Below are 19,038 nucleotides of genomic sequence, written 5' to 3' on the forward strand. Positions count from 1 at the left end.
TTGCGGTGGCTGTCGCTTGTGTTTCGAGTCTGGTGGCCCCTTTTGCAGTCCGCCCTCTCCTGCAGCGCCTGGGCGTGATCGACGTACCCAACGAACGGTCATCCCACACACGGCCCGTGATTCGCGGCGTCGGCCTCGCCCCCCTGGTTGCCATCGTCATCGGGTATTCGATTGTGCTCGCATCTGACCCCGCAGACAGGGCCATTCTGCTCGTGCTCCTGGCGGTCTCCGTCGCGGCCGGCGCACTGGGGCTGATCGAGGACACGCGTGGTCTGCCGATCAGGGTGCGCGCGTCCGCGCAGATCGTCATCGGCCTGGTCGGCGCCTGTGCTGTCGTCACGCTGGCAGATGGGCCGTTGTGGCTTGTCCCGATCTTCGCGGCTGCCATCGCCGCGTACGTCAACGCGGCGAACTTCATGGACGGAATCGATGGGATCTCCGGTCTCCATGGGGCCGTCGGCGGCGGAGCCTTTGCACTTATCGGCGGGATCCTCGCCCTGCCGTGGCTGGTCACCGCGGGGCTCCTGCTCGCCGTCGTCTTTGCCGCGTTTCTGCCGTGGAACCTGCTTCGTGGGGGGATGTTCCTCGGCGATGTCGGCAGCTACCTGCTCGGCGGTGGGATCGCGGTCGTCGCCGTCGCGGCACTCGCGAACGGCGTGCCTGTGCTCGCCGTACTCGGCCCGCTGGCCATCTACCTCGCCGACACCGGCGTGACACTCGTGCGTCGCGTCGTGCGAGGGGATCGTTGGTCTGAGGCGCACCGCAGCCATACCTATCAGCGGCTCTGCGACCAGCGGCTGTCGCACCTCCAGGTCGCGACAGTGGTGACGGTGGCGACTGCGGCCACGTCGTTCGCGGGGCTTCTCAGCCTCGTGGGTCCTCGTGCCGGCGCCGTCGGGGCAGTGGGAATGGCGCTCGTGATCGGTGCCTACTTGTGGGCCCCGCAGCTTGCGGCACGCAGTGTTGGCGCTGAGATTCGTATCGACTCCCCGCCGCTGGTGGAATCGGCGCTCCCTTCTCGGGCCGGGGCTGGTCTTTCGCCGCGGTGGGCGGTCGTGGGGGCCTCCGGGTTCATCGGCTCAGCGCTCGTTGAGGAGCTGACGGGGCGAGGGCTCGAAGTGGTGCAGATTGCCGCGCCCCGCCTTCTTCTTGACCCGTCATCCGAGATTGATGCCGTGGTTGCAGAGTCCGATCGCCACAGCCACGAACTCGAGTCACTCGGCCGACGACTCTCGGGAGTCGCCGTCGTCGTGAATGCCGCTGGACTGGCCGCGCCCGATTCAGGCGCGGATGCCTCGCTCTTTGGCGCCAACACGTTGTTGCCGGTCGTGATCGCGCGGGCCGCGAACGCCGCGGGCTGCGCTCGATACATCCACCTCAGTTCGGCCGCAGTGCAGGGGAGATGTGAGGTGCTCGACGAATCCGCCGCGACCCGGCCATTCTCGCCGTACTCTCGCTCGAAGGCCGTCGGCGAAGGAGCGCTGCTCGCCTACCTGGCGGAATTTGATAGCGACGACTCGCCGGAGGTGGTGATTGTGCGCGCGACCTCGGTGCAGGGTTTGGATCGCGCGACTACCGTTCAGCTTCGCCGCGTGGCGACCTCGCCGATCGCCTCCGTCGCGCGACCCGGCAACCGGCCGTCGGTCGTGAGCTCGGTGCGCGGGTTGGTGGACTTCGTGGCAGAGGTCGGGGCGCATCGCCACTCGGTGCCGACCATCGTGCTTCAGCCGTGGGAGGGGCTCACCACCTCCCACGTGCTCGAGCTGGCCGGCGGGCGCACACCCACAATGCTGCCGCTCGCCGTCTGCCGAGCGGTGCTCGCGGTCGGTTTCGCTGCCGGGTCGGTTGCGCCCCCTCTGCGCGGCATCGTGCGTCGGGTCGAAGTCATGTGGATGGGCCAGGCCCAGAACGCGACCTGGGCGCGCTCGGCGGGGTTCAGCGAGACGGAGACCGGCCGCGTGGCGGACGTACTTCGGGGCAGAGCGGTCGAGGCGAGCCGACAATGAGAATCGGAATGCTTTCCCAATGGTTCGATCCGGAACCCGGCCCCGCGGCACTACCCGGCGTGTTCGCACGCGAGTTCGTGAGCGCAGGCCACTCCGTGAGGGTGCTCACTGGCTACCCGAACTATCCGCAGGGCAAGCTCTACCCCGGCTACCGTCAGCGGATGCGTGGAGTGTCGCGAGACCAGGGGCTCGCTCTGACTCGCGTGCCGCTGTACCCGAATCACAGTTCCTCGTCGCTCGGACGAGTGGCTAATTATGCGAGTTTCGCGGGCTCGGCCACGGCATTCGGCGGCGATGCGCTCCGGGGCGCGGATGCAATCTGGGTGTACAACTCGCCAGCTACGGTGAGCATCCCGCTCATGGCCCATTCCCGCTGGGGACGGACTCCCTACTTCCTGCATGTGCAGGACCTGTGGCCGGACTCGCTCATCGAGAGCGGTATGTTCCCCGCTGGACGGCTCGGTAGCGCGGCAGCCGCGGTAGTCCGGCGGATAGTCAAGGCGACGGAAGACCGTGCCGCTGTCATCGGGGTGATCTCGCCCAGCGTGCGCGAACTCATACTCGGCAGGAACCCTGAAATCGACCCGGCGAAGATCGTCTACGTTCCGAATCCAACCGACGAGAGCCTGTTTCGCCCTGTGGGGGACATCCGGGGGCACGGTGTCGAGAAAGCCGACGCAGACCTTTTCACTCTGATGTATGTGGGGGCGATTGGCGAAGTCCAAGGGCTCGACACCCTCATCGAGGTTGCCCGCCGAATGGCTTCCCGCCGTCACATCCGGTTCGCCATCGTTGGTGACGGCATCTCCCGCGACAGGCTCGAAAGTTCCGCACGCGAGCTGGGGCTCACGAACGTCGTTTTTCACGGGCGAGTCGCGAAGGAAGACGTGCCGAGCATGATGGCCGGGGCTGACGCGCAACTGGTGTCGTTGGCAGCAACGCAGTTTCTGCGGCACACCACGCCCAGCAAGATTGCATCATTGCTCGCCTCGGAAGTTCCGATTATTGGACACATTGCGGGCGACGGAGCGACGATGCTGCGAGACTCGGGTGCGGCGATGGTTGTCGAACCGGGCGATGCCGACGGGATGTCGGACGCCGTTCTCGCGTTGGCGAACATGACGCCGGCTGAACGCCAGTTGATGGCCGCGCGGGGACGAAGGTACTACGACGCGAACCTGTCTGCACAGGTGGCCGCCGGCAAGGTTGTTGAGGCATTGAAAGGGACGCTCCGTGAACACCAGCATTAACGACTACCGAGGCAAGCGAGTTCTTATCACCGGCGGCACCGGCTCGTTCGGACACACCGTCACTGAAAAGCTGTTGATGCGCGATGTCGCCGAGATTCGCATCCTCAGTCGGGACGAGGCAAAGCAGGACCTCATGCGCCACGAGCTGCCCGATGCCCGCCTGCGCTTTTACGTCGGAGACATCCGCGACTACCTGAGCGTCGAGCGGGCCATGCGCGACGTCGACTATGTGTTCCATGCCGCCGCCCTGAAGCAGGTCCCGTCGTGCGAGTTCTTCCCGATGGAGGCGGTCAGGACCAACGTGCAGGGAAGCGAGAACGTGGTGCGCGCGGCGGACCACGCTGGTGTCTCCTCCGTTGTCTGCCTGAGCACAGACAAGGCCGTTTACCCCGTCAACGCGATGGGCATGAGCAAGGCCATGATGGAGAAGGTCGCGCAGTCGCATGGCCTCAACAATCCCAACGCCGACACGACCGTGTCGTGCGTGCGCTATGGCAACGTCATGTACTCCCGCGGCTCGGTCATCCCGCTGTTCATTCGCCAGCTCAAGGCCGGCAAGAACCTCACGGTGACAAACCCGGACATGACCCGATTCATGATGTCCCTGGCCGATTCTGTCGACCTTGTCGAGTTCGCCTTCCAGCAGGCAGACCAGGGGGACCTGTTCATTCGCAAGGCGAAGGCCTGCTCCGTCGGGGACCTCGCTCTCGCGACCATCAGCCTGTTCGAGTCGAACGCACGAGTCGAGGTGATCGGCACCCGGCATGCGGAGAAGCTTTCGGAGGCCCTCGCGACCCGTGAGGAGCTCTCCCGGGCGCAGGACATGGGTGCCTACTTCCGCATTCAAGCCGACAACCGCGACCTCAACTACAGCGTGTATGTGGAGGAGGGGGACACGGCCGTTGCCCGCTACGACGACTACGACTCGCACACGGTCGATCGGATGAGTGTGCGCGAGATCAAGGAACTGCTGCTTACCCTCCCCGAGATCCATGCCGAACTCGCGCTCGCCGGCATCACTGCGGAACGTGCGACTGCGTGACAGGCATCGCACTAACCGGAGCGCACGGCTTCCTCGGCTGGCACACCCGCGCCGCGCTGCGCGAACAGGGCTTGGATGCTTCGGCCATCGCGGTCGGCGATGCGTTCGACGCGACGTCCGCTGCGAGCGCGATCTCCGGCAGTTACCGCCTCATCCACCTTGCCGGAGTCAACCGCGCCAGCGATGACGACGTGCGCGACGGCAACCTGCGCTTCGCCGAGCAGGTCGCCTCCGCGCTCCTGCTCGCCGAGCATCCGCCCCGGGAGGTCGTCTTCGCGAACTCCACGCAGGCCGCGAACGGCAGCGTCTACGGCGAAGCGAAGGCCGCGGCCGCGCAGATCGTGCGCACGGCCGCCGAGAAGGTCGGGGCGAACTTCTCCGACCTGCGACTGCCCAACCTCTTTGGCGAGCACGGCCGCCCTTTCTACAACGCTGCGACCGCCACCTTCAGCCATCTCCTCGCCCAGGGCGAGACGCCCAGCGTCGAGCACGACCGCGAACTGACCCTCCTGCACGCGCAGGACGCGGCCGACCTCCTGATCGGCGCGCCGGACCCCGGAGAACTCGAACGGCTCAGCGCGCACGACACCGTGGCTGGGCTGCTCGACCGGCTGCAGGGCATCGCCGCCGCCTATAGGCGCGGGGAGATCCCGGATGTCGCGGGCAAGTTCGATCGCGACCTGTTCAACACCTACCGCTCCTACACGTTCCCCGACCAGGCGCCCGTGCGCCTGACGCGGCACGCCGATGACCGGGGCTCGTTCTTCGAGATCATCCGGTCGCGCGGCGGTTGCGGGCAGTCGTCGTTCTCGACGACCGTGCCTGGCATCAGCCGCGGCGATCACTTTCACCGCCGCAAGATCGAGCGGTTCACAGTGCTCTCCGGCAGCGCCACGATCGCGCTGCGCAAGCTGTTCACCGACGAGGTGCACGAGTTTCGCGTCACCGGTGACGCACCCGTCGCCGTCGACATGCCGACCATGTGGTCGCACAAGATCACCAACACCGGATCAGACCTGCTATACACGTCGTTCTGGACGAATGACATCTTTGACACCGAGAACCCAGACACCATCGCGGAGGCAGTGAACGCATGAACGCCCAACTCAAGGTTGTGACGGTCGTCGGCACCCGTCCCGAAATCATCCGCCTCGCGGCGACCATCAAGCGCCTGGACAAGTACACGAACCACGTGCTCGTGCACACCGGGCAGAACTACGACCATCAGCTCAATGAGGTCTTCTTCAAAGATCTCGGGCTGCGCGCTCCGGACCATTTTCTCAATGCCGACACCAGCTCTCTTGGCGCCGTGCTCGGATCGATTCTTGCGAAGGTGGAGGCGGTGCTCGAGGCGGAGCGTCCCGACGCGATGGTCGTGCTCGGCGACACGAACAGCTGCATCTCGGCTCTCATGGCCAAGCGGATGAAGATTCCCGTCTACCACATGGAGGCGGGCAATCGCTCGTTCGACGAGAACGTGCCGGAGGAGACCAACCGCCGCATGGTCGACCATGTTTCCGACTACAACCTCGTCTACACGGAGCACGCGCGGCGCAACCTCCTCGCTGAGGGGATTCATCCGTCGCGCATCCTGCTGACGGGATCCCCGATGCGCGAGGTGCTCGAGGCGAACGCGGCGGCGATCGACGCGAGTGACGTGCTCGCCGAGCAGGGACTGGAGCGCGGCGGGTACTTCCTCGTCAGCCTGCACCGGGAGGAGAACGTCGACAACCCGACACGCCTCGCGGCGGTGCTCGGTGCGCTCGGCCAGCTCGCCGACGCCTACGCACTGCCCGTGCTCGTGTCGACTCACCCGCGAACGCGCAAGCGGTTGGAGGACCAGTCCGAGGAGCTCAAGGGCAAACTCACTTTCCACCCACCGTTCGGCTTCAACGACTACGTGCGGCTGCAGAAGTCGGCAAAGGTCGTGCTCTCGGACAGCGGCACCATCAGCGAAGAATCGGCCATCCTGGGCTTCCCGGGAGTCTCACTGCGCGACGCGATCGAGCGCCCCGAGGCCATCGACACCGGCGTCACCATCACCTCTGGCGTTGAGGCGGACAGCGTGCTCGAGGCCGTCGCCATGACGCTACGACAGTTCGAGGAGGATGGGCCTGCCACCGTGCCCGCCGAGTACCTCATAGACGACGCGTCGCGCCGCGCCGTGAGCTTTATACGGTCGACGGCGATGACGCACCACGCGCGCACAGGCATTCGGAGAGGAGGCAGTCACTCGTGATCAAAGCAATTTTGTCGACAAGTGGCGTGCGTGCAGTGCGCCGGTGCCGGCACGTCGTGCTGTGGATCAAAGCGGGCGGACACTTGGCTGTGGGTCGGGAATTCGTTGTTGGGCCGCGCGCCCGAGTCGCACGCGGCGCATCGATCAGGGCAGGCTCCCGGGTGAACATCGGTTCGGATTTCGTAACCCACGATCATGTCGAGATCGGCAACGACGTCATGATTTCGTCGAGTGTCTCGTTCATCGGGAACGATCATTCGTTCGATGAGTTGGGCATGACGATTCAGGATCAGAAACTTTTGCCGCGCGCATTGGTGCGCCTGGAAGGGGACAACCTGATCGGCTTCGGGACAATCATTCTCGGTAATGTGACGATCGGACAGGGGACCATTGTTGGCGCCGGCTCCCTGGTAACGCGAGACTTGCCACCCAACACCGTGTGTGTGGGCCGCCCTGCTCGCCCCATTCGAAATCGTGCCGAGAAGTGACATCGGCCCTGATCGTCTACCCGTTCATGCCGAGCTATCGGTATGGCGTGTTCACTGGGCTGGATGCCTCTGACGAGTTTGAGTACACCTTCGCGTCGGATGTCTCCAGCGACAATGGCGTGCCCGTGCTTCCCCCGTCCGTGGTTAAGAGACACGTCTTGGTTCGAACAACCCGCATCGGGAGTGCCACCTGGCAAAGAGGTCTGCTGCCGCACATTGCCAAGAATAAGTACGAGATCGTGATCTTTTTAGGTGACGTGTCGCACCTGTCGACATGGGTGGCCGCAGGCATCCTTCGAGCCCGTGGCGCCAAGGTCTTCTATTGGACCATCGGATGGCACAACCCAGAGGCCGGGTTGAAGCGCTTGATTCGGTTGGCCTTCTATCGTCTAGCGAACAAACTGCTTCTCTACGGGGAGACGGCGCGTTCTCTTGGGGTGATGCACGGCTACCCGCAAGCGCGGATGGTTGTGATTGGGAACAGTCATGTCTCTCCACCTCGGCTAGGGGAAAGGCGGATGGAGGGCGACGCGTCCGTCAAGTCGGCGTTCCCAATTGTTGGCGCGGTTATTCGCTTGAATCAAGTCAAGCGTCTCGACTTACTCATTCGAGCGGCCGCCGAGCTCAAAAGGCGGGGCGATCCAATCACTGTCGTATTGGTCGGCGAAGGGCCAGCGCGAGGGGGCCTGGAGCATCTGGCAAGTGGCCTCGGCGTCGATGTGCGTTTTCTCGGGGCCATCTATGACCGTGATGCAGTGGCCCGGCTGTACACCGAGATTCTCGTGACGGTGGTCCCTTCTGCTGTGGGTTTGACCGCAATACAGAGTCTTCACCACGGAGTTCCCGTGGTGACAGACGGTGACGCCTACACGCAGATGCCAGAGTGGGAGGCGGTGCGCGATGGGGTCACTGGGGGCCTGTTTGCCCAAGGAAAAGTCAGCGCACTCGCAGACGAGATCTCCCGATGGTTGAGGATGGTTGCGACGGACCGCGATGGTATTGCTGTGCGGTGCCGCGCGGAGGTGGAGACTCGTTGGTCGCCTGCCGTTCAGACACGACGAATCGAGCAGGCCCTACGTGGTGATTAGGAAAAACAATGTTGCTCGATTGCGCCCTGATCTGAGGGCGGGTTTTGTGGCGGCTGCTCAAAAGCTCCGGCCCGGTGGTGCCGACCCAGTGCTCGCGACGGCACTAGTCGCGGTGGGTTTTGGCAACCTAATCCTGCCAGCGGTCGTGCAGGACGCGGGTCCGATCGACTATCTGCTTGTATCGCTCGCTGTTTGCATTCTCTTCGTTGCGCTCGGCGTGCGAATCGTCATCGGCCGTCTTCGGTGCGCGGAGTTCGTGCTTTTGTTTTGTCTGGCGGCCGTGCCGGCTTTCTTCGTGGCACCGTTGAATGGGTATGGCATCACGAAGGCGCTTGCGTTCGGAATCGCGGCGATTCTGATGGTGGCACCCTCGGCGTTCCGGAGACCAACTGTGCCCTACCGGTTGGTGCTCCTTCTTATCGGCGCAAGCTCGGCGGTGTTGACGGTTCTCCTGTTTGTATTCGGGGAGCCGACATCGAGCGGTCGATTCTCGGTGTTCGATTTGAACCCTATTGCGGTTGCCCGCAGCTGTGCGCTTCTTGCCGTGATAGCGGTCGCAGTCTCGATGACACACTGGCGTCTGCTGGGTCGAAGCCGATGGGTCCTGCTGACCGCGGCCTTGGTGGCTCTCGCTTGTGTGATCGCCACGGGCAGCCGTGGCCCGCTCTTGTCGGCGGTGCTCGCCCTGGGCGGGCTCGTCGTCGTCCTTGTTCTCCTCCGACGAATAGGCGGGCGCGTGGTTGCCATCCTGGCTGCGACCGGGGCCGCAGGCGTCGGCGTCCTCGCCGTTGTGAGCCCTGACGGGCTTGGCCGGATTCTCCGACTGGGCGATTCGGGTAGGGGTGACCTCTTCGCGGGCACGCTCACCGCATTCATGGAGAACCCCCTCGGGATCGGATGGGGGAACCTTGCAAACTACCTTCCGGAGTACGGCACGCCCGATGGTTTCACGCTTTACCCGCACAACATATTTCTCGAGATCGGCTCCGAAGGCGGGGTTTTCGCTTTGATTGCATTTGTCGCCCTGATCGTGAGTGCGATTGTGGTGGTGGTCAAGGCGGCCAAGGACGAGATCGCCGTTGCCCCCGCACTGCTTGCAGTCCTGCTATTTGCGCTCGCAAATGCGCAATTCTCGAGCGACATCGTCGGCAACAGGCTCCTGTGGCTGGCGCTTGGGCTCATCTTTGCGCTGCCAGTAGGGAACTCTCCTCGCAACCCTATGTTCCGCTCGCGAGTTGCTAAGTCGGAGGCGCAGCTGTGACTCGGTTCCTGATCGTCGAGGAGCGCGCGAGCGGCCATCTGCTTGTCTTCGTGCGCGTCGTGGCGGAGCATGCGCTCGCGGCGGGGCACAGCGTGATTGTCGCGCTGCCACCCAGCGCGCGCGCAAGTTCTGAGTTTTCGAAGCACCTGAGTGGGCTACTCGGGCGCGTACAGTGGCTCGATTTGGTCGGTGTGGTTACACCGGCCACGGTCAACGTGCTTGCCCGGGAGTCACAGGCGGACGTGGCGGTGGTTCCACATGGGGACGAGCTGGCGACCCGGTATGCCTTTTCGCTCGGCGTCCGACCTCTCGCATGCGCAGTCAGACTGCTGATCATGCGCGATCCGCGCTGGGAAAAACCGGCCCCGCTGCAGCGCAGATTCCGCAATGCCGTCAAGCTCGCGCTGGTTCGGCTTGCGTCACTTAAACGGGGAGTCGAGGTGGTCTGGCTCCGCGAGCCTTCGTTCACGCCAGGAAGCTCGACGCAATCGTTCGCTATAGACCCATTTATTGCCGACGGCTCCTGGGAAGCGATCGACGCCGAGGCGGCCCATCTGCGCTCGAACTTGAAAATGCATCCGGATGTCTTCTGGTTTGGAATGACTGGGGCAATCACCGATCGCAAGAACCTTCCGATGGTGCTCAAATCACTTGCCTTGTTCCTCGAGGCACGTCCAGATGCACAAATTGGCTTTGCGATTATCGGCCCGATCGTTAGCGACCAGGGCCTCACCGCAGACTGGGTGCGGGCCGAGACATCCCGCCTCGATCTCGCTTTGGTGATTGTAAACCGACTTTTGAGCAATTTCGAAATGAACGCGGCCGTCGCGGCTTTGGATGCGGTCGTCATGGCTTACTCGACGCATTCGCCCAATTCGACTCTCGGGAAGGCCCACGTTCTCGGCACCCGGCTGGTGGCAGCTGGGCCTCCGTCCGTACGCGGATTCGTGCGCGCCCTCGACGCCGGGTGGGAGAGTGTGCTCGAGGCCACAGCGATGGCCGAGAACCTGGAGCTGGCGTGGGAGGCTGCCCCGCCGGCGAAGCATCCGGACGCAATTCCCGAATCCGGGTTCGCCCGATCGCTGCTCGGCCTAGAAAGCACTGAGTCTGCTCGGGCAGGTGGCAACGATCTTTAAGGCATTGGCGACCAGTGCGGGCGCGAACGCCGTTGCATCGGTATTCGGCAGCGTCGCTGTGCTCATCGTGATTGCCGTGCTGTTGCCATCCGAGTGGGGTCGGTCGGCCGCGCTCCTCGGCATCGGCCAATTCCTCGGCGCCGCTCTGAGCTTTGGGTCACCGATCGAACGGATTCGTCGTTACAGTCGGTTGGCTGACGATGAGGTGTTTCGGGCGGCTCGGGTGGACTCCGTGGCACGACTTGCCGTCGCAGCCCTGTTACTCGCTCTTGCAGCCGTCGGAGCCTTCCTGTGGCCGGTCTCGGGCGTAGTGCTGCTCACCGCCTGTGGCGTGTTTGTGAGCATGGGCTCTTCGAACCACTACATTGCTCAGCGCCGATTCGTTATTGCCGGCATATTTCTCACCTCGGAAAAGCTCTTGGCTCTGGCGATTGTCCTCGTGGCAGTCCAACTGTCCGTTCTGACTTATGCGACGCTGCCCATTGCGATCGGGGCGGCCGGCGTAATCACCGGTATCGGTGCGTTCATCGCGATGCGGCCCAGCCGGGAATCGTTCGCCGCCGGTGCCAAACTCCGTCCTGTGCTCGCCATCTGGAGGGAATCGGGATTCCTCGGGTTAGCGAGCCTTGCCCCCGCTGCGCTGCTGCTCGACGCCACCATCGTGGTTTTCGTATCCGGGGAGAACGAGGCAGGTTTGCTGGCGGTCGCATCCCGCTTAACTGCCCCACTTGGGATTGCTGCGACGGCATTAGTTGCCGTCATCCTGCCCCACTATTCATCCTCTTCAATGCGCACGACACCCTCGGTCGGACGCCGAGGTCGAATGATCGTCGTTGCACTGATTCTCGCACTCGGGTTGATTCTTGTGACGGCTGACTCCTGGGTCCCTCTCCTGTTTTCGGACCGATACCTCGGCGCTGTCTGGCCAGTACGGTTTTACGTCGCAAATGTCATTGTCGTGCTGGGCACCCGGGCGCTGGTCACAATCCTGCAAGCGTGGAATGACGACCGCACTGCGTCCCTTCTCGTGGTGGGTCAAGTCGGGCTTGCGTTGGCAGGGCTGTGGTTGGGTGCCGAACTGGGCGACGCCGTGGGGGCTTCTCTAGCGGTGCTCACCTCCAACATTCTGCTTGTCGTCGCGCTCTGGTGGCGGGTTCGACGAGTGTCTGGGCGCCACGCCCGTTAGGTGGCGGCGAGGCGGGGAGCAATTCGTTGTGTGGTTGACTGACCCAATGCGCGAGCCCGTTCCGATCCGACATTCACAGCGGATCCGGCGCAAGCGCGCCTCTATCGTCAGACGCCCCTGGTTCTGGGTGCTCGCGAGCGTGTTGCTCATCGCCGTCGCGATGCCCACCTGGATCGGTGTGCGCGCCCTGCTCGCCAAGTCCGAGCTCGAGGCTGCTCAGTCGCTGGCTGGTGATCTCACCGCGCAAGCCGCCGCACTCGACATGAAGGGCGCCACGGCGACGTTCGGCAAGATCGCCGACCACACGAAGAGCGCGCGCGGGCTGACGAGCGATCCCGTGTGGCGATTGGGTGAGCTCGTACCGAAACTCGGACCGAACCTCACGGTCGTGCGTGAGCTGGCGGCCGTCACCGACGACCTGATGCTCGATGTCGCCGCGCCGCTGCTCCGCGTCGCCGAGAACGTCGACCCCTCGTCCCTCGCGCCAAAGGATGGTGCTATCGACGTCTCGCTCATCACGGGAGCCGTACCCACCGTTCTTGACGCCAAAGCCGGTGTCGACGCCGCGACGTCTGCGATCGGCGGGATCGACACCGCAGGAACGGTCGCTCAGCTAGCCGCAGCCAAGGACACGCTGGCCGGCCTGGTGGCTCAGATTGCTCCGATAACCGACACCCTCGCCGAAGTGCTTCCACTCGTAGGACCGGCTCTCGGCTCTGACGGGCTTCGCAACTACGTGGTGATGTTCCAGAACAACGCGGAGTCTCGAGCTCTCGGCGGCACCGCATTGTCGTTCGCTCGGATCACGGCCGATCAGGGCAAGATCGAACTGGCGGAGATCCGCGCGGCGGGGTTCGCCAATTTCACGATCCACTCCGAGTCGATCGTGCCCGTCCCCGACGGCGTCTTGGACCTCTATCAGGGCACCTATGGCACGTTCATCCCTAACGCGACTGTGCGGCCCAGCTTCACCAGCGCCGCCGAAGTCGTTCAAGCGAACTGGCTTGAGGAGTTCGGCTACGAGGTCGACGCCATCATCTCGATCGATCCGGTCGCCCTCGGCTACATCCTCCGAGCCTCAGCCCCCATCACACTGTCGACCGGCGACATGCTCACCAGCGACAGCTTGGTTCCGCTGCTGCTCAATGACGTGTACGCGAGATTCAACAGTGGCAACGTCGGCGTGGACAACGTGGCGCAGGATGTCGTCTACGCGGAGGCGGTTGGGGCTACCTTCACGGCCTTGAGCAGCGGTCAGCTCGACTTCCCCCTTTTCTTGGCGGCGCTCAGCCAGGGCTGGGAGGAGCGCCGGGTGCTCTACTCCACCAGTGAACCGGGCGAACAGGCGCAACTTGCCAAGTACGGACTCAATGGGGAGATCCCGCGCAGTGACGAGAAGACCGAGCGCGTCGGCGTCTACTTTCAGGACAACGTCGGCTCGAAGCTGAACTACTACCTCAATCAGGCCGTGCGCCTGTCGACCGCGACCTGCCGTGAGGATCAGCGCCCGAACTACCGCGTGAATGTCGATCTGACCTCGACGCTGCCCCAAGCCGATGTGAAGGCCCTGTCTCCGTCAATTGCAGGAAACTACCTCGCCGAAGGGTTGGAGAAAGGCGTGCAGCGCATGATCGTCATGCTCTACGCACCTCCCGGCGCGCAGATCATCGGCGCATCCGTCGATGGCCTTCCCGTCGAGCTCGAGATGCTCCATGACACCGACTTTCCAGTGGCAAAGGTAATCGTGAGCGTCCTGCCCGGCACCGCATCGACAGTGACTTATGACTTCGTGCCGGAAGCGGCCGGTGTCAAGGGATTCGAGGCGCAGGTGACACCGATGGTGCACCCGACGCCGATAACGACCGAAACGCTCGACTGCACCACGGTCGCGACGCAGTAACACCCCCGCAGTCGGGCCTTCGTGCTTGAATGTGTTCGTGACCGCCAGCGCTGACTCGCCCGCCCTGAAGCCGGAGCCTGCGCCCGGCACGGGTGCGCCGCGCCGCAGCATCCTGCGCCGCTGGTGGTTCTGGGCGATCGTGGTCGTCGCGCTGATCGTGGCCGCCGGAGCATCCGCCGCCTATGTCGGCACCCGCGCCCTCGAGGCCAAGACCGAACTCGAGTCGGCGCAGGCGCTGGTTCCGCAGCTGCAGAGTGAGGCGATGGCGCTCGACCTCGGGGCGGCCGACGCCACCCTCGAGCGAGTCATGGGCCACACCAGCCGCGCCGCCGACCTCACCGACGGGGTGCTGTGGCGGGTTGGCGAGGGGTTTCCGGTGCTCGGCAAGAACCTCACCGCCGTGCGCGAGCTCGCTGCCGTCACCGACCAGGTGATGACGGAGGTCGCGGCCCCGCTCGTCGGCGTCGCCGGCAGCATCGACCCGGCATCCTTCACCCCCGTCGAACAGGTCGTCGACCTCGAGCCGCTCATCGCTGCCGTTCCCGCGATCGAGGAGGCGACCGTCGCCGTCGGGCGCGCCGTGGAGGCGGTCGACTCGATCGACACGGAGGGCACCATCGGGCCGATCGCCGACGCGAGGGACAAGCTCGCCGCGCTGCTCGCCGAGCTCGCGCCGACGCTCGAGACCCTCAACACGATCGTTCCGATGCTGCCGCCCGCGCTCGGCTCCGAGGCCCCGCGCACCTACGTGCTCATGTTTCAGAACCCCGCAGAATCCCGCGCACTGGGCGGAACGGCCCTCTCGTTCGCCGTCATCACCGTCGACAACGGCGCGATCGACCTGCTGCCGGCGGTGCCGACGTCGCGGGCGGGGTTCCCCACCTACCCGGAGTCGATCGTTCCGCTGCCCGACGGGGTGAACGAGATCTATCCGGGCTACCTCGGCACCTTCATTGCGAACGCGACCACCCGGCCGAGCTTCGGCACAGCTGCGGCGATCACCCGGGAGAACTGGAGACGCTCGTTCGGGATGGAGATCGACGGGGTGCTGTCGGCCGACCCGGTCGCTCTCGGGTACGTGATGAGGGCAACCGACCCGATTCCCCTCTCCAACGGTGACGTTCTCACCGGAGACAGCACCGTCACGGTGCTGCTCAACAGCGTGTATCGGTGGTTCAACTCGGGTGACACCACCCTCGACAACATCTCTCAGGACGCCGTCTACGCCGAGGCCGTCGAGGCGACATTCGACCAGCTGACGGGCGGGCAGGTCGACCCGGCCATTCTCGTCGCTGCCCTGCTGCAGGGCTGGGAGGAGCGCCGACTGTTGTTCTGGAGCACCAACCCGCAGGAGCAGGCGCAACTCGAAGCGAACGGCCTCACCGGCGAGCTGCCGGTCAGCGACGACGAGACCGACCGCGTGGGCCTCTACTTTCACGACAACGTGGGCTCGAAACTCAACTACTACCTGCAGCAGAGCGTGGCGCTCGGCACGGCGAGCTGCCGTGACGACGGCCGGCAGAGCAACCGGGTGACGGTCGAGCTGACCAATACCGTCGACCCCGCGGATGCCGCGACCCTCTCGCCCTCCATCGTGGGCACCTGGAAGAGTGAGGGGGTTCCGCGCGCCGCTCAGCGCCTGTGGGTGGTGCTCTACGCGCCCCCCGGAGCGAGCATCACAGGGGCGACCGTTGACGGCGAACCCGCCGCGATCGCCGACCTGCACGACACCGATTATCCGGTCGCGAAGCTTGTCGTGCTCGTGCGGCCCGGGGAGACCGTGACGCTCACCTACGACTTCGCCTCAGCAGAGCCTGGAACGAAGGCGCTCGAAGCGCAGGTGACCCCGCTCGTGAACCCCACCGAGATCGTGACGAAACCGCTCGACTGCGCTACCGTCGCCGGAGAGTGAGCGGATGCAGGGCGGTTAGATCAGCGCGAGCATCGCCGCGGCGGTGAGGGCGAGCACGAGCCCGATGCCCTGCGTCGGCGTAATGCGCTCCTTGAGCAGCACCGCCGCGAGGATGATGGTGCCCGCCGGGTACATCGCCGTGAGCACGGCCATGATGCTGAGGTCGCCCGCGCGCAGGCCGAGCAGGATCAGCACGTTCGCGGTCGCGTCGAGGGTGCCGCCCACGACCGCGAGCCGGAGCCCGGGGGACCAGCGGGCGAGGCGTCCGGGGGTGCTGGCGGGGGAGCTGGCGGGGCCGGATGACGCGGAGGTCGAGGCGGTCGTCGAGCCCGCTGCATCCGCCCGCACCGCAGCATCCGACCGCCGGGCCCGCCTCGACGCGAGAGCGGCGAGCACGCCGATCGTCGTGAACATCAGCGTCGCGTTCACGGTGCGGTTGGCGATGAGCGGGACGACGCCGGAGTCGCTCGGCGTCAGGTCGATCACGATCAGGAAGACGCCGATCAGCGAGCCCGCCCCGACCGCCATCGCGAGCGCCTTGGCCGACGGCCGCACAGCCTTGCGGTCGGGCACGAACCCGACGAGGACGACCGCGATCAGGGCGAGGCCGAGCGCGAGGTAGCCGAGCGGCGGGAGGCGATCGCCGCGCAGCACCCCGGCGGTCAGGGGCACCATCGCCGAGATCACCGCGGTGAGGGGGGAGAGGATGCTCATCGGCCCGATCGCGAGGCAGGCGTAGAGCAGCGAGATGGCCAGTGCCCCGGAGATGCCGGAGAGAGCGCCGAGCGTGACGGCCTCGACCGACCAGGTTCCGCCGGTGACGGGGAGCAGCAGCAGGAGCAGGACGAGTCCGCTCGCGGCGCCGATCGCCGTGACCTTGAGAGCGCTGATGCGCTTGGCGGCTATCCCCCCGAAAAAGTCGGCGGCGCCGTAGACGAGGGCACCGGTCAGACCGAGAATCACTGAAAACAAGGGCAGCCAATCGAGGGGGACAGGAACACGCTACTGGTTAACGCTCGATGACATTTCCTCTTAGTCATAGCGGATATTGCACGGTGCCGTTAGTGTCAAACAAGGCCTCCATGAGGGGGTGACTTATCGACCACGATCCCCCACAAGGAGCCCTCGCCCATGCGCGAAAGCCTGCCCTCGGCCACCCGAGCCGCGTCCCCGACGCGGCCACGATCTCGCCGGAGGGTTGTCGCCACGGCGGTCGCGCTCGCGGTTGGATTCTCTGCATTCGCGGCACCTCCCGCGATCGCCCTTCCTGCCGTTCCGGTGAGCATTGATGTGCTCACCACCAATGACTTCCACGGACGCCTCGAGGCATCCGGCGGGGCAGCCGGAGCCGCCGTGCTCGGCGGGCTCGTGGACTACTACGAGAACCTGAACCCGAACACCCTCCTCGTGGGTGCGGGCGACCTCATCGGCGCGTCGACGTTCACGTCGTTCATCCAGCAGGACCAGCCGACCATCGACGCGCTCAACGCGGCGGGCCTCGATGCCTCCGCGCTCGGCAACCACGAGTTCGACAACGGGCGCGACGACCTCGACAACCGGGTCATCCCCGCGGCCGACTGGCCCTACCTGAGCGCCAACCTCTACGAGGTCGGCACCACCACTCCTGCGTACGACGAGTACTTCGTTCAGGAGCTCGAGGGAGTGCGCGTCGGGTTCATCGGCGCAACGACCGAGGAACTCGGATCGCTCGTGAGCCCGGCCGGCATCGCGTCGCTTTCCGTCGGCGCTGTTGTGCCAGCGGTCAACCGTGTCGCTGACCAGCTCAGCGACGGCGACGACACCAACGGCGAAGCCGATGTGCTCATCATGCTCGTGCACGAGGGCGCCGCGACCACCGACATCGCCTCGTCCACCGACGACTCGGTCTTCGGTCGCCTCGTCTCCGGCGTCAACAACAAGGTCGACGCCATCGTCTCTGCCCACACGCACCTCGCCTACAACCACCAGATCGCGAAGCCCGACAGCCTCGAGACGCGCCCGGTGATCTCGGCCGGCCAGTACGGCGAGAAGTACGGCATCATGAACCTCTCGGTCGACCCGACCACGAAGGAGCTCCTCGCGATCACCTCCGATGTCAGGCCTCTCGCGAACGCCACGGGCCCCGGCCCGTTCGCCCCGGTGCCGGAGATCGAGCAGATCGTCGCGGATGCCGTCGCGGTCGCCGCGGTCGAGGGCGCGGTCCAGCTCGGCAACATCACCGCCGACTTCAACCGCGCGCGCCAGACCGCGGGTACCGAGAACCGCGGCGGTGAGTCGACCCTCGGCAACTTCGTCGCCGACGTGCAGCTGTGGGCGACCGAGGATGCCGGAGTCGACCTCGCTCTCATGAACCCAGGCGGACTCCGCGCGAACCTCAGCTACGCGGCAATCGACGGCACCCCCGGCGACGCCGAAGGTGTGGTGACCTTCCAGGAGGCCGCGAGCGTGCAACCCTTCGCCAACACCCTCGTCGCCATGGACCTCACCGGTGCTCAGCTGAAGGCTGTTCTCGAAGAGCAGTGGCAGCCGGACGGATCGAGCAGGCCGTTCCTCAAACTCGGTGTCTCGGACACGGTCAGCTACACCTACGACCCGACCGCGGCCCGTGGTGAGCGCATCACGCAGATCTTCGTCGCCGGTACGCTCGTGCAGCCGACGGACAGCTACCGTGTCACCGTGAACTCGTTCCTCGCGAGCGGTGGAGACAACTTCCTCACCCTTGCGCGGGGCACGAACCGCGTCGACACGGGCAAGATCGACCTGCAGAGCATGGTCGACTACTTCAGCGCCAACCCGACGGAGTCTCCGTCATACGTCCAGCGCGCCGTCGGCGTCGTTCTGCCGGAGGGTCCGTTCGCTCAGGGCTCCGAGGTCACGGTCGACCTGTCGTCGTTGCTGTTCAGCGCCGGAGAGCCGAACACCGGTACCGCGACCGTCTCCCTGGGTGAGACGGTGCTCGGCACCTCGGCGATCGACCCCGCCATCGTCGACACGACAGACGAGGTCGGCCGCGCGTCGATCACGTTCACGGTCCCCGAGGGCGTCTTCGGCGCCCAGACGCTCACTGTCTCGGTTGCCGAGACCGGCACGTCGGTCACGGTTCCGATCGAGTTCGCCGCCGAGGTCATCACGCCTGACCCCGACCCCGGAACCGATCCTGGCACTGACCCTGGAACCGATCCTGGAACCGACCCCGGAACTGACCCCGGCACCGATCCTGGAACCGATCCTGGCACCACGCCGGGCACGGGCACGGGCTCGGGAACGGGAACCGGAACGGGCACGACCGGCTCGGGCACCTCGACGGGCGGCCTCGCCTCGACAGGAGCCGACGTCGGCAACGCCTGGCTGCTCGCGTCACTGCTGCTCGGCTCCGGCCTGCTGCTGGTAGTCGCCCGACGGATCACCGGCCGCAAGGTAGGCACTAGCAAGTAGCCGTCGCGGTCTCACCGCCACGACTGCACGACTGCACGACTGCACAGAGGGGACTCGCCGACAGGCGGGTCCCCTCTGTGTCGCTACCTGCTCGT

14 protein-coding genes are annotated in these 19,038 nt (G+C 65.3%); 13 read left to right on the forward strand and 1 reads right to left on the reverse strand.

What is annotated here, in order from left to right; translation table 11 throughout:
- Positions 1-116 precede the first annotated feature (116 nt).
- From BHD05_RS03275 to BHD05_RS03330, 12 genes are all read left to right on the forward strand, one after another.
- Positions 117-2,006, forward strand: a complete 1,890-nt coding sequence (locus BHD05_RS03275) for an NAD-dependent epimerase/dehydratase family protein (protein ID WP_236966627.1) — start codon at positions 117-119, stop codon at positions 2,004-2,006.
- Between the two features lie 359 nt (positions 2,007-2,365).
- Positions 2,366-3,256, forward strand: a complete 891-nt coding sequence (locus BHD05_RS03280) for a glycosyltransferase family 4 protein (RefSeq protein ID WP_161885164.1) — start codon at positions 2,366-2,368, stop codon at positions 3,254-3,256.
- The gene (locus BHD05_RS03285) at positions 3,240-4,298 is read left to right on the forward strand and encodes a polysaccharide biosynthesis protein (protein ID WP_269467585.1); all 1,059 of its coding nucleotides are present in this window, start codon (positions 3,240-3,242) and stop codon (positions 4,296-4,298) included. The genes BHD05_RS03280 and BHD05_RS03285 overlap by 17 nt, the downstream gene beginning before the upstream one ends.
- A complete protein-coding gene (locus BHD05_RS03290; protein WP_161885165.1) occupies positions 4,295-5,395 on the forward strand; it encodes a polysaccharide biosynthesis C-terminal domain-containing protein in 1,101 nt (366 codons plus the stop codon). The genes BHD05_RS03285 and BHD05_RS03290 overlap by 4 nt, the downstream gene beginning before the upstream one ends.
- Positions 5,392-6,537, forward strand: coding sequence for a non-hydrolyzing UDP-N-acetylglucosamine 2-epimerase (gene wecB, locus BHD05_RS03295; RefSeq protein WP_161885166.1), 1,146 nt, complete (start codon positions 5,392-5,394; stop codon positions 6,535-6,537). The genes BHD05_RS03290 and wecB overlap by 4 nt, the downstream gene beginning before the upstream one ends.
- Positions 6,534-7,025 carry an acyltransferase gene (locus BHD05_RS16065; protein WP_269467586.1) on the forward strand — a complete coding sequence of 164 codons (492 nt, stop codon included), beginning with the start codon at positions 6,534-6,536 and terminating at the stop codon, positions 7,023-7,025. Before wecB ends, BHD05_RS16065 begins: the two co-directional genes overlap by 4 nt.
- Complete coding sequence (locus BHD05_RS03305; protein WP_161885167.1) at positions 7,022-8,113, forward strand: glycosyltransferase family 4 protein; 1,092 nt, start codon at positions 7,022-7,024, stop codon at positions 8,111-8,113. Before BHD05_RS16065 ends, BHD05_RS03305 begins: the two co-directional genes overlap by 4 nt.
- A gap of 19 nt (positions 8,114-8,132) precedes the next feature.
- A complete protein-coding gene (locus tag BHD05_RS03310) occupies positions 8,133-9,374 on the forward strand; it encodes an O-antigen ligase family protein (protein WP_161885168.1) in 1,242 nt (413 codons plus the stop codon).
- Entirely contained in the window at positions 9,371-10,510 is a 1,140-nt protein-coding gene (locus BHD05_RS03315; protein ID WP_161885169.1) for a hypothetical protein, read from the forward strand. Before BHD05_RS03310 ends, BHD05_RS03315 begins: the two co-directional genes overlap by 4 nt.
- A complete protein-coding gene (locus tag BHD05_RS03320) occupies positions 10,494-11,696 on the forward strand; it encodes a lipopolysaccharide biosynthesis protein (RefSeq protein WP_161885170.1) in 1,203 nt (400 codons plus the stop codon). Before BHD05_RS03315 ends, BHD05_RS03320 begins: the two co-directional genes overlap by 17 nt.
- 46 nt (positions 11,697-11,742) lie before the next feature.
- Positions 11,743-13,596 (forward strand): DUF4012 domain-containing protein, encoded by a 1,854-nt coding sequence (locus BHD05_RS03325; protein WP_161885171.1) that lies wholly within the window; start codon positions 11,743-11,745, stop codon positions 13,594-13,596.
- A 37-nt stretch (positions 13,597-13,633) separates the two neighbouring features.
- The gene (locus BHD05_RS03330; RefSeq protein WP_161885172.1) at positions 13,634-15,508 is read left to right on the forward strand and encodes a DUF4012 domain-containing protein; all 1,875 of its coding nucleotides are present in this window, start codon (positions 13,634-13,636) and stop codon (positions 15,506-15,508) included.
- Between the two features lie 15 nt (positions 15,509-15,523).
- On the opposite strand, the gene BHD05_RS03335 is transcribed toward BHD05_RS03330, so the two are convergent.
- The gene (locus BHD05_RS03335; RefSeq protein ID WP_236966628.1) at positions 15,524-16,471 is read right to left on the reverse strand and encodes an EamA family transporter; all 948 of its coding nucleotides are present in this window, start codon (positions 16,469-16,471) and stop codon (positions 15,524-15,526) included.
- Positions 16,472-16,639: 168 nt separating this feature from the next.
- On the opposite strand from BHD05_RS03335, the gene BHD05_RS03340 reads away from it, so the two are divergent.
- Complete coding sequence (locus BHD05_RS03340; RefSeq protein ID WP_202614282.1) at positions 16,640-18,943, forward strand: bifunctional metallophosphatase/5'-nucleotidase; 2,304 nt, start codon at positions 16,640-16,642, stop codon at positions 18,941-18,943.
- Positions 18,944-19,038: the final 95 nt, after the last annotated feature.

Source organism: Marisediminicola antarctica, assembly GCF_009930795.1.
Lineage (GTDB): Bacteria > Actinomycetota > Actinomycetes > Actinomycetales > Microbacteriaceae > Marisediminicola > Marisediminicola antarctica.

What these genes read in the sequence shown, in the direction of transcription:
- BHD05_RS03325 (WP_161885171.1), top strand. Translation starts at nt 11,743, where the DNA reads ATGCGCGAGCCCGTTCCGATCCGACATTCACAGCGGATCCGGCGCAAG.
- BHD05_RS03340 (WP_202614282.1), top strand. Translation starts at nt 16,640, where the DNA reads ATGCGCGAAAGCCTGCCCTCGGCCACCCGAGCCGCGTCCCCGACGCGG.
- wecB (WP_161885166.1), top strand. Translation starts at nt 5,392, where the DNA reads ATGAACGCCCAACTCAAGGTTGTGACGGTCGTCGGCACCCGTCCCGAA.
- BHD05_RS03280 (WP_161885164.1), top strand. Translation starts at nt 2,366, where the DNA reads ATGGCCCATTCCCGCTGGGGACGGACTCCCTACTTCCTGCATGTGCAG.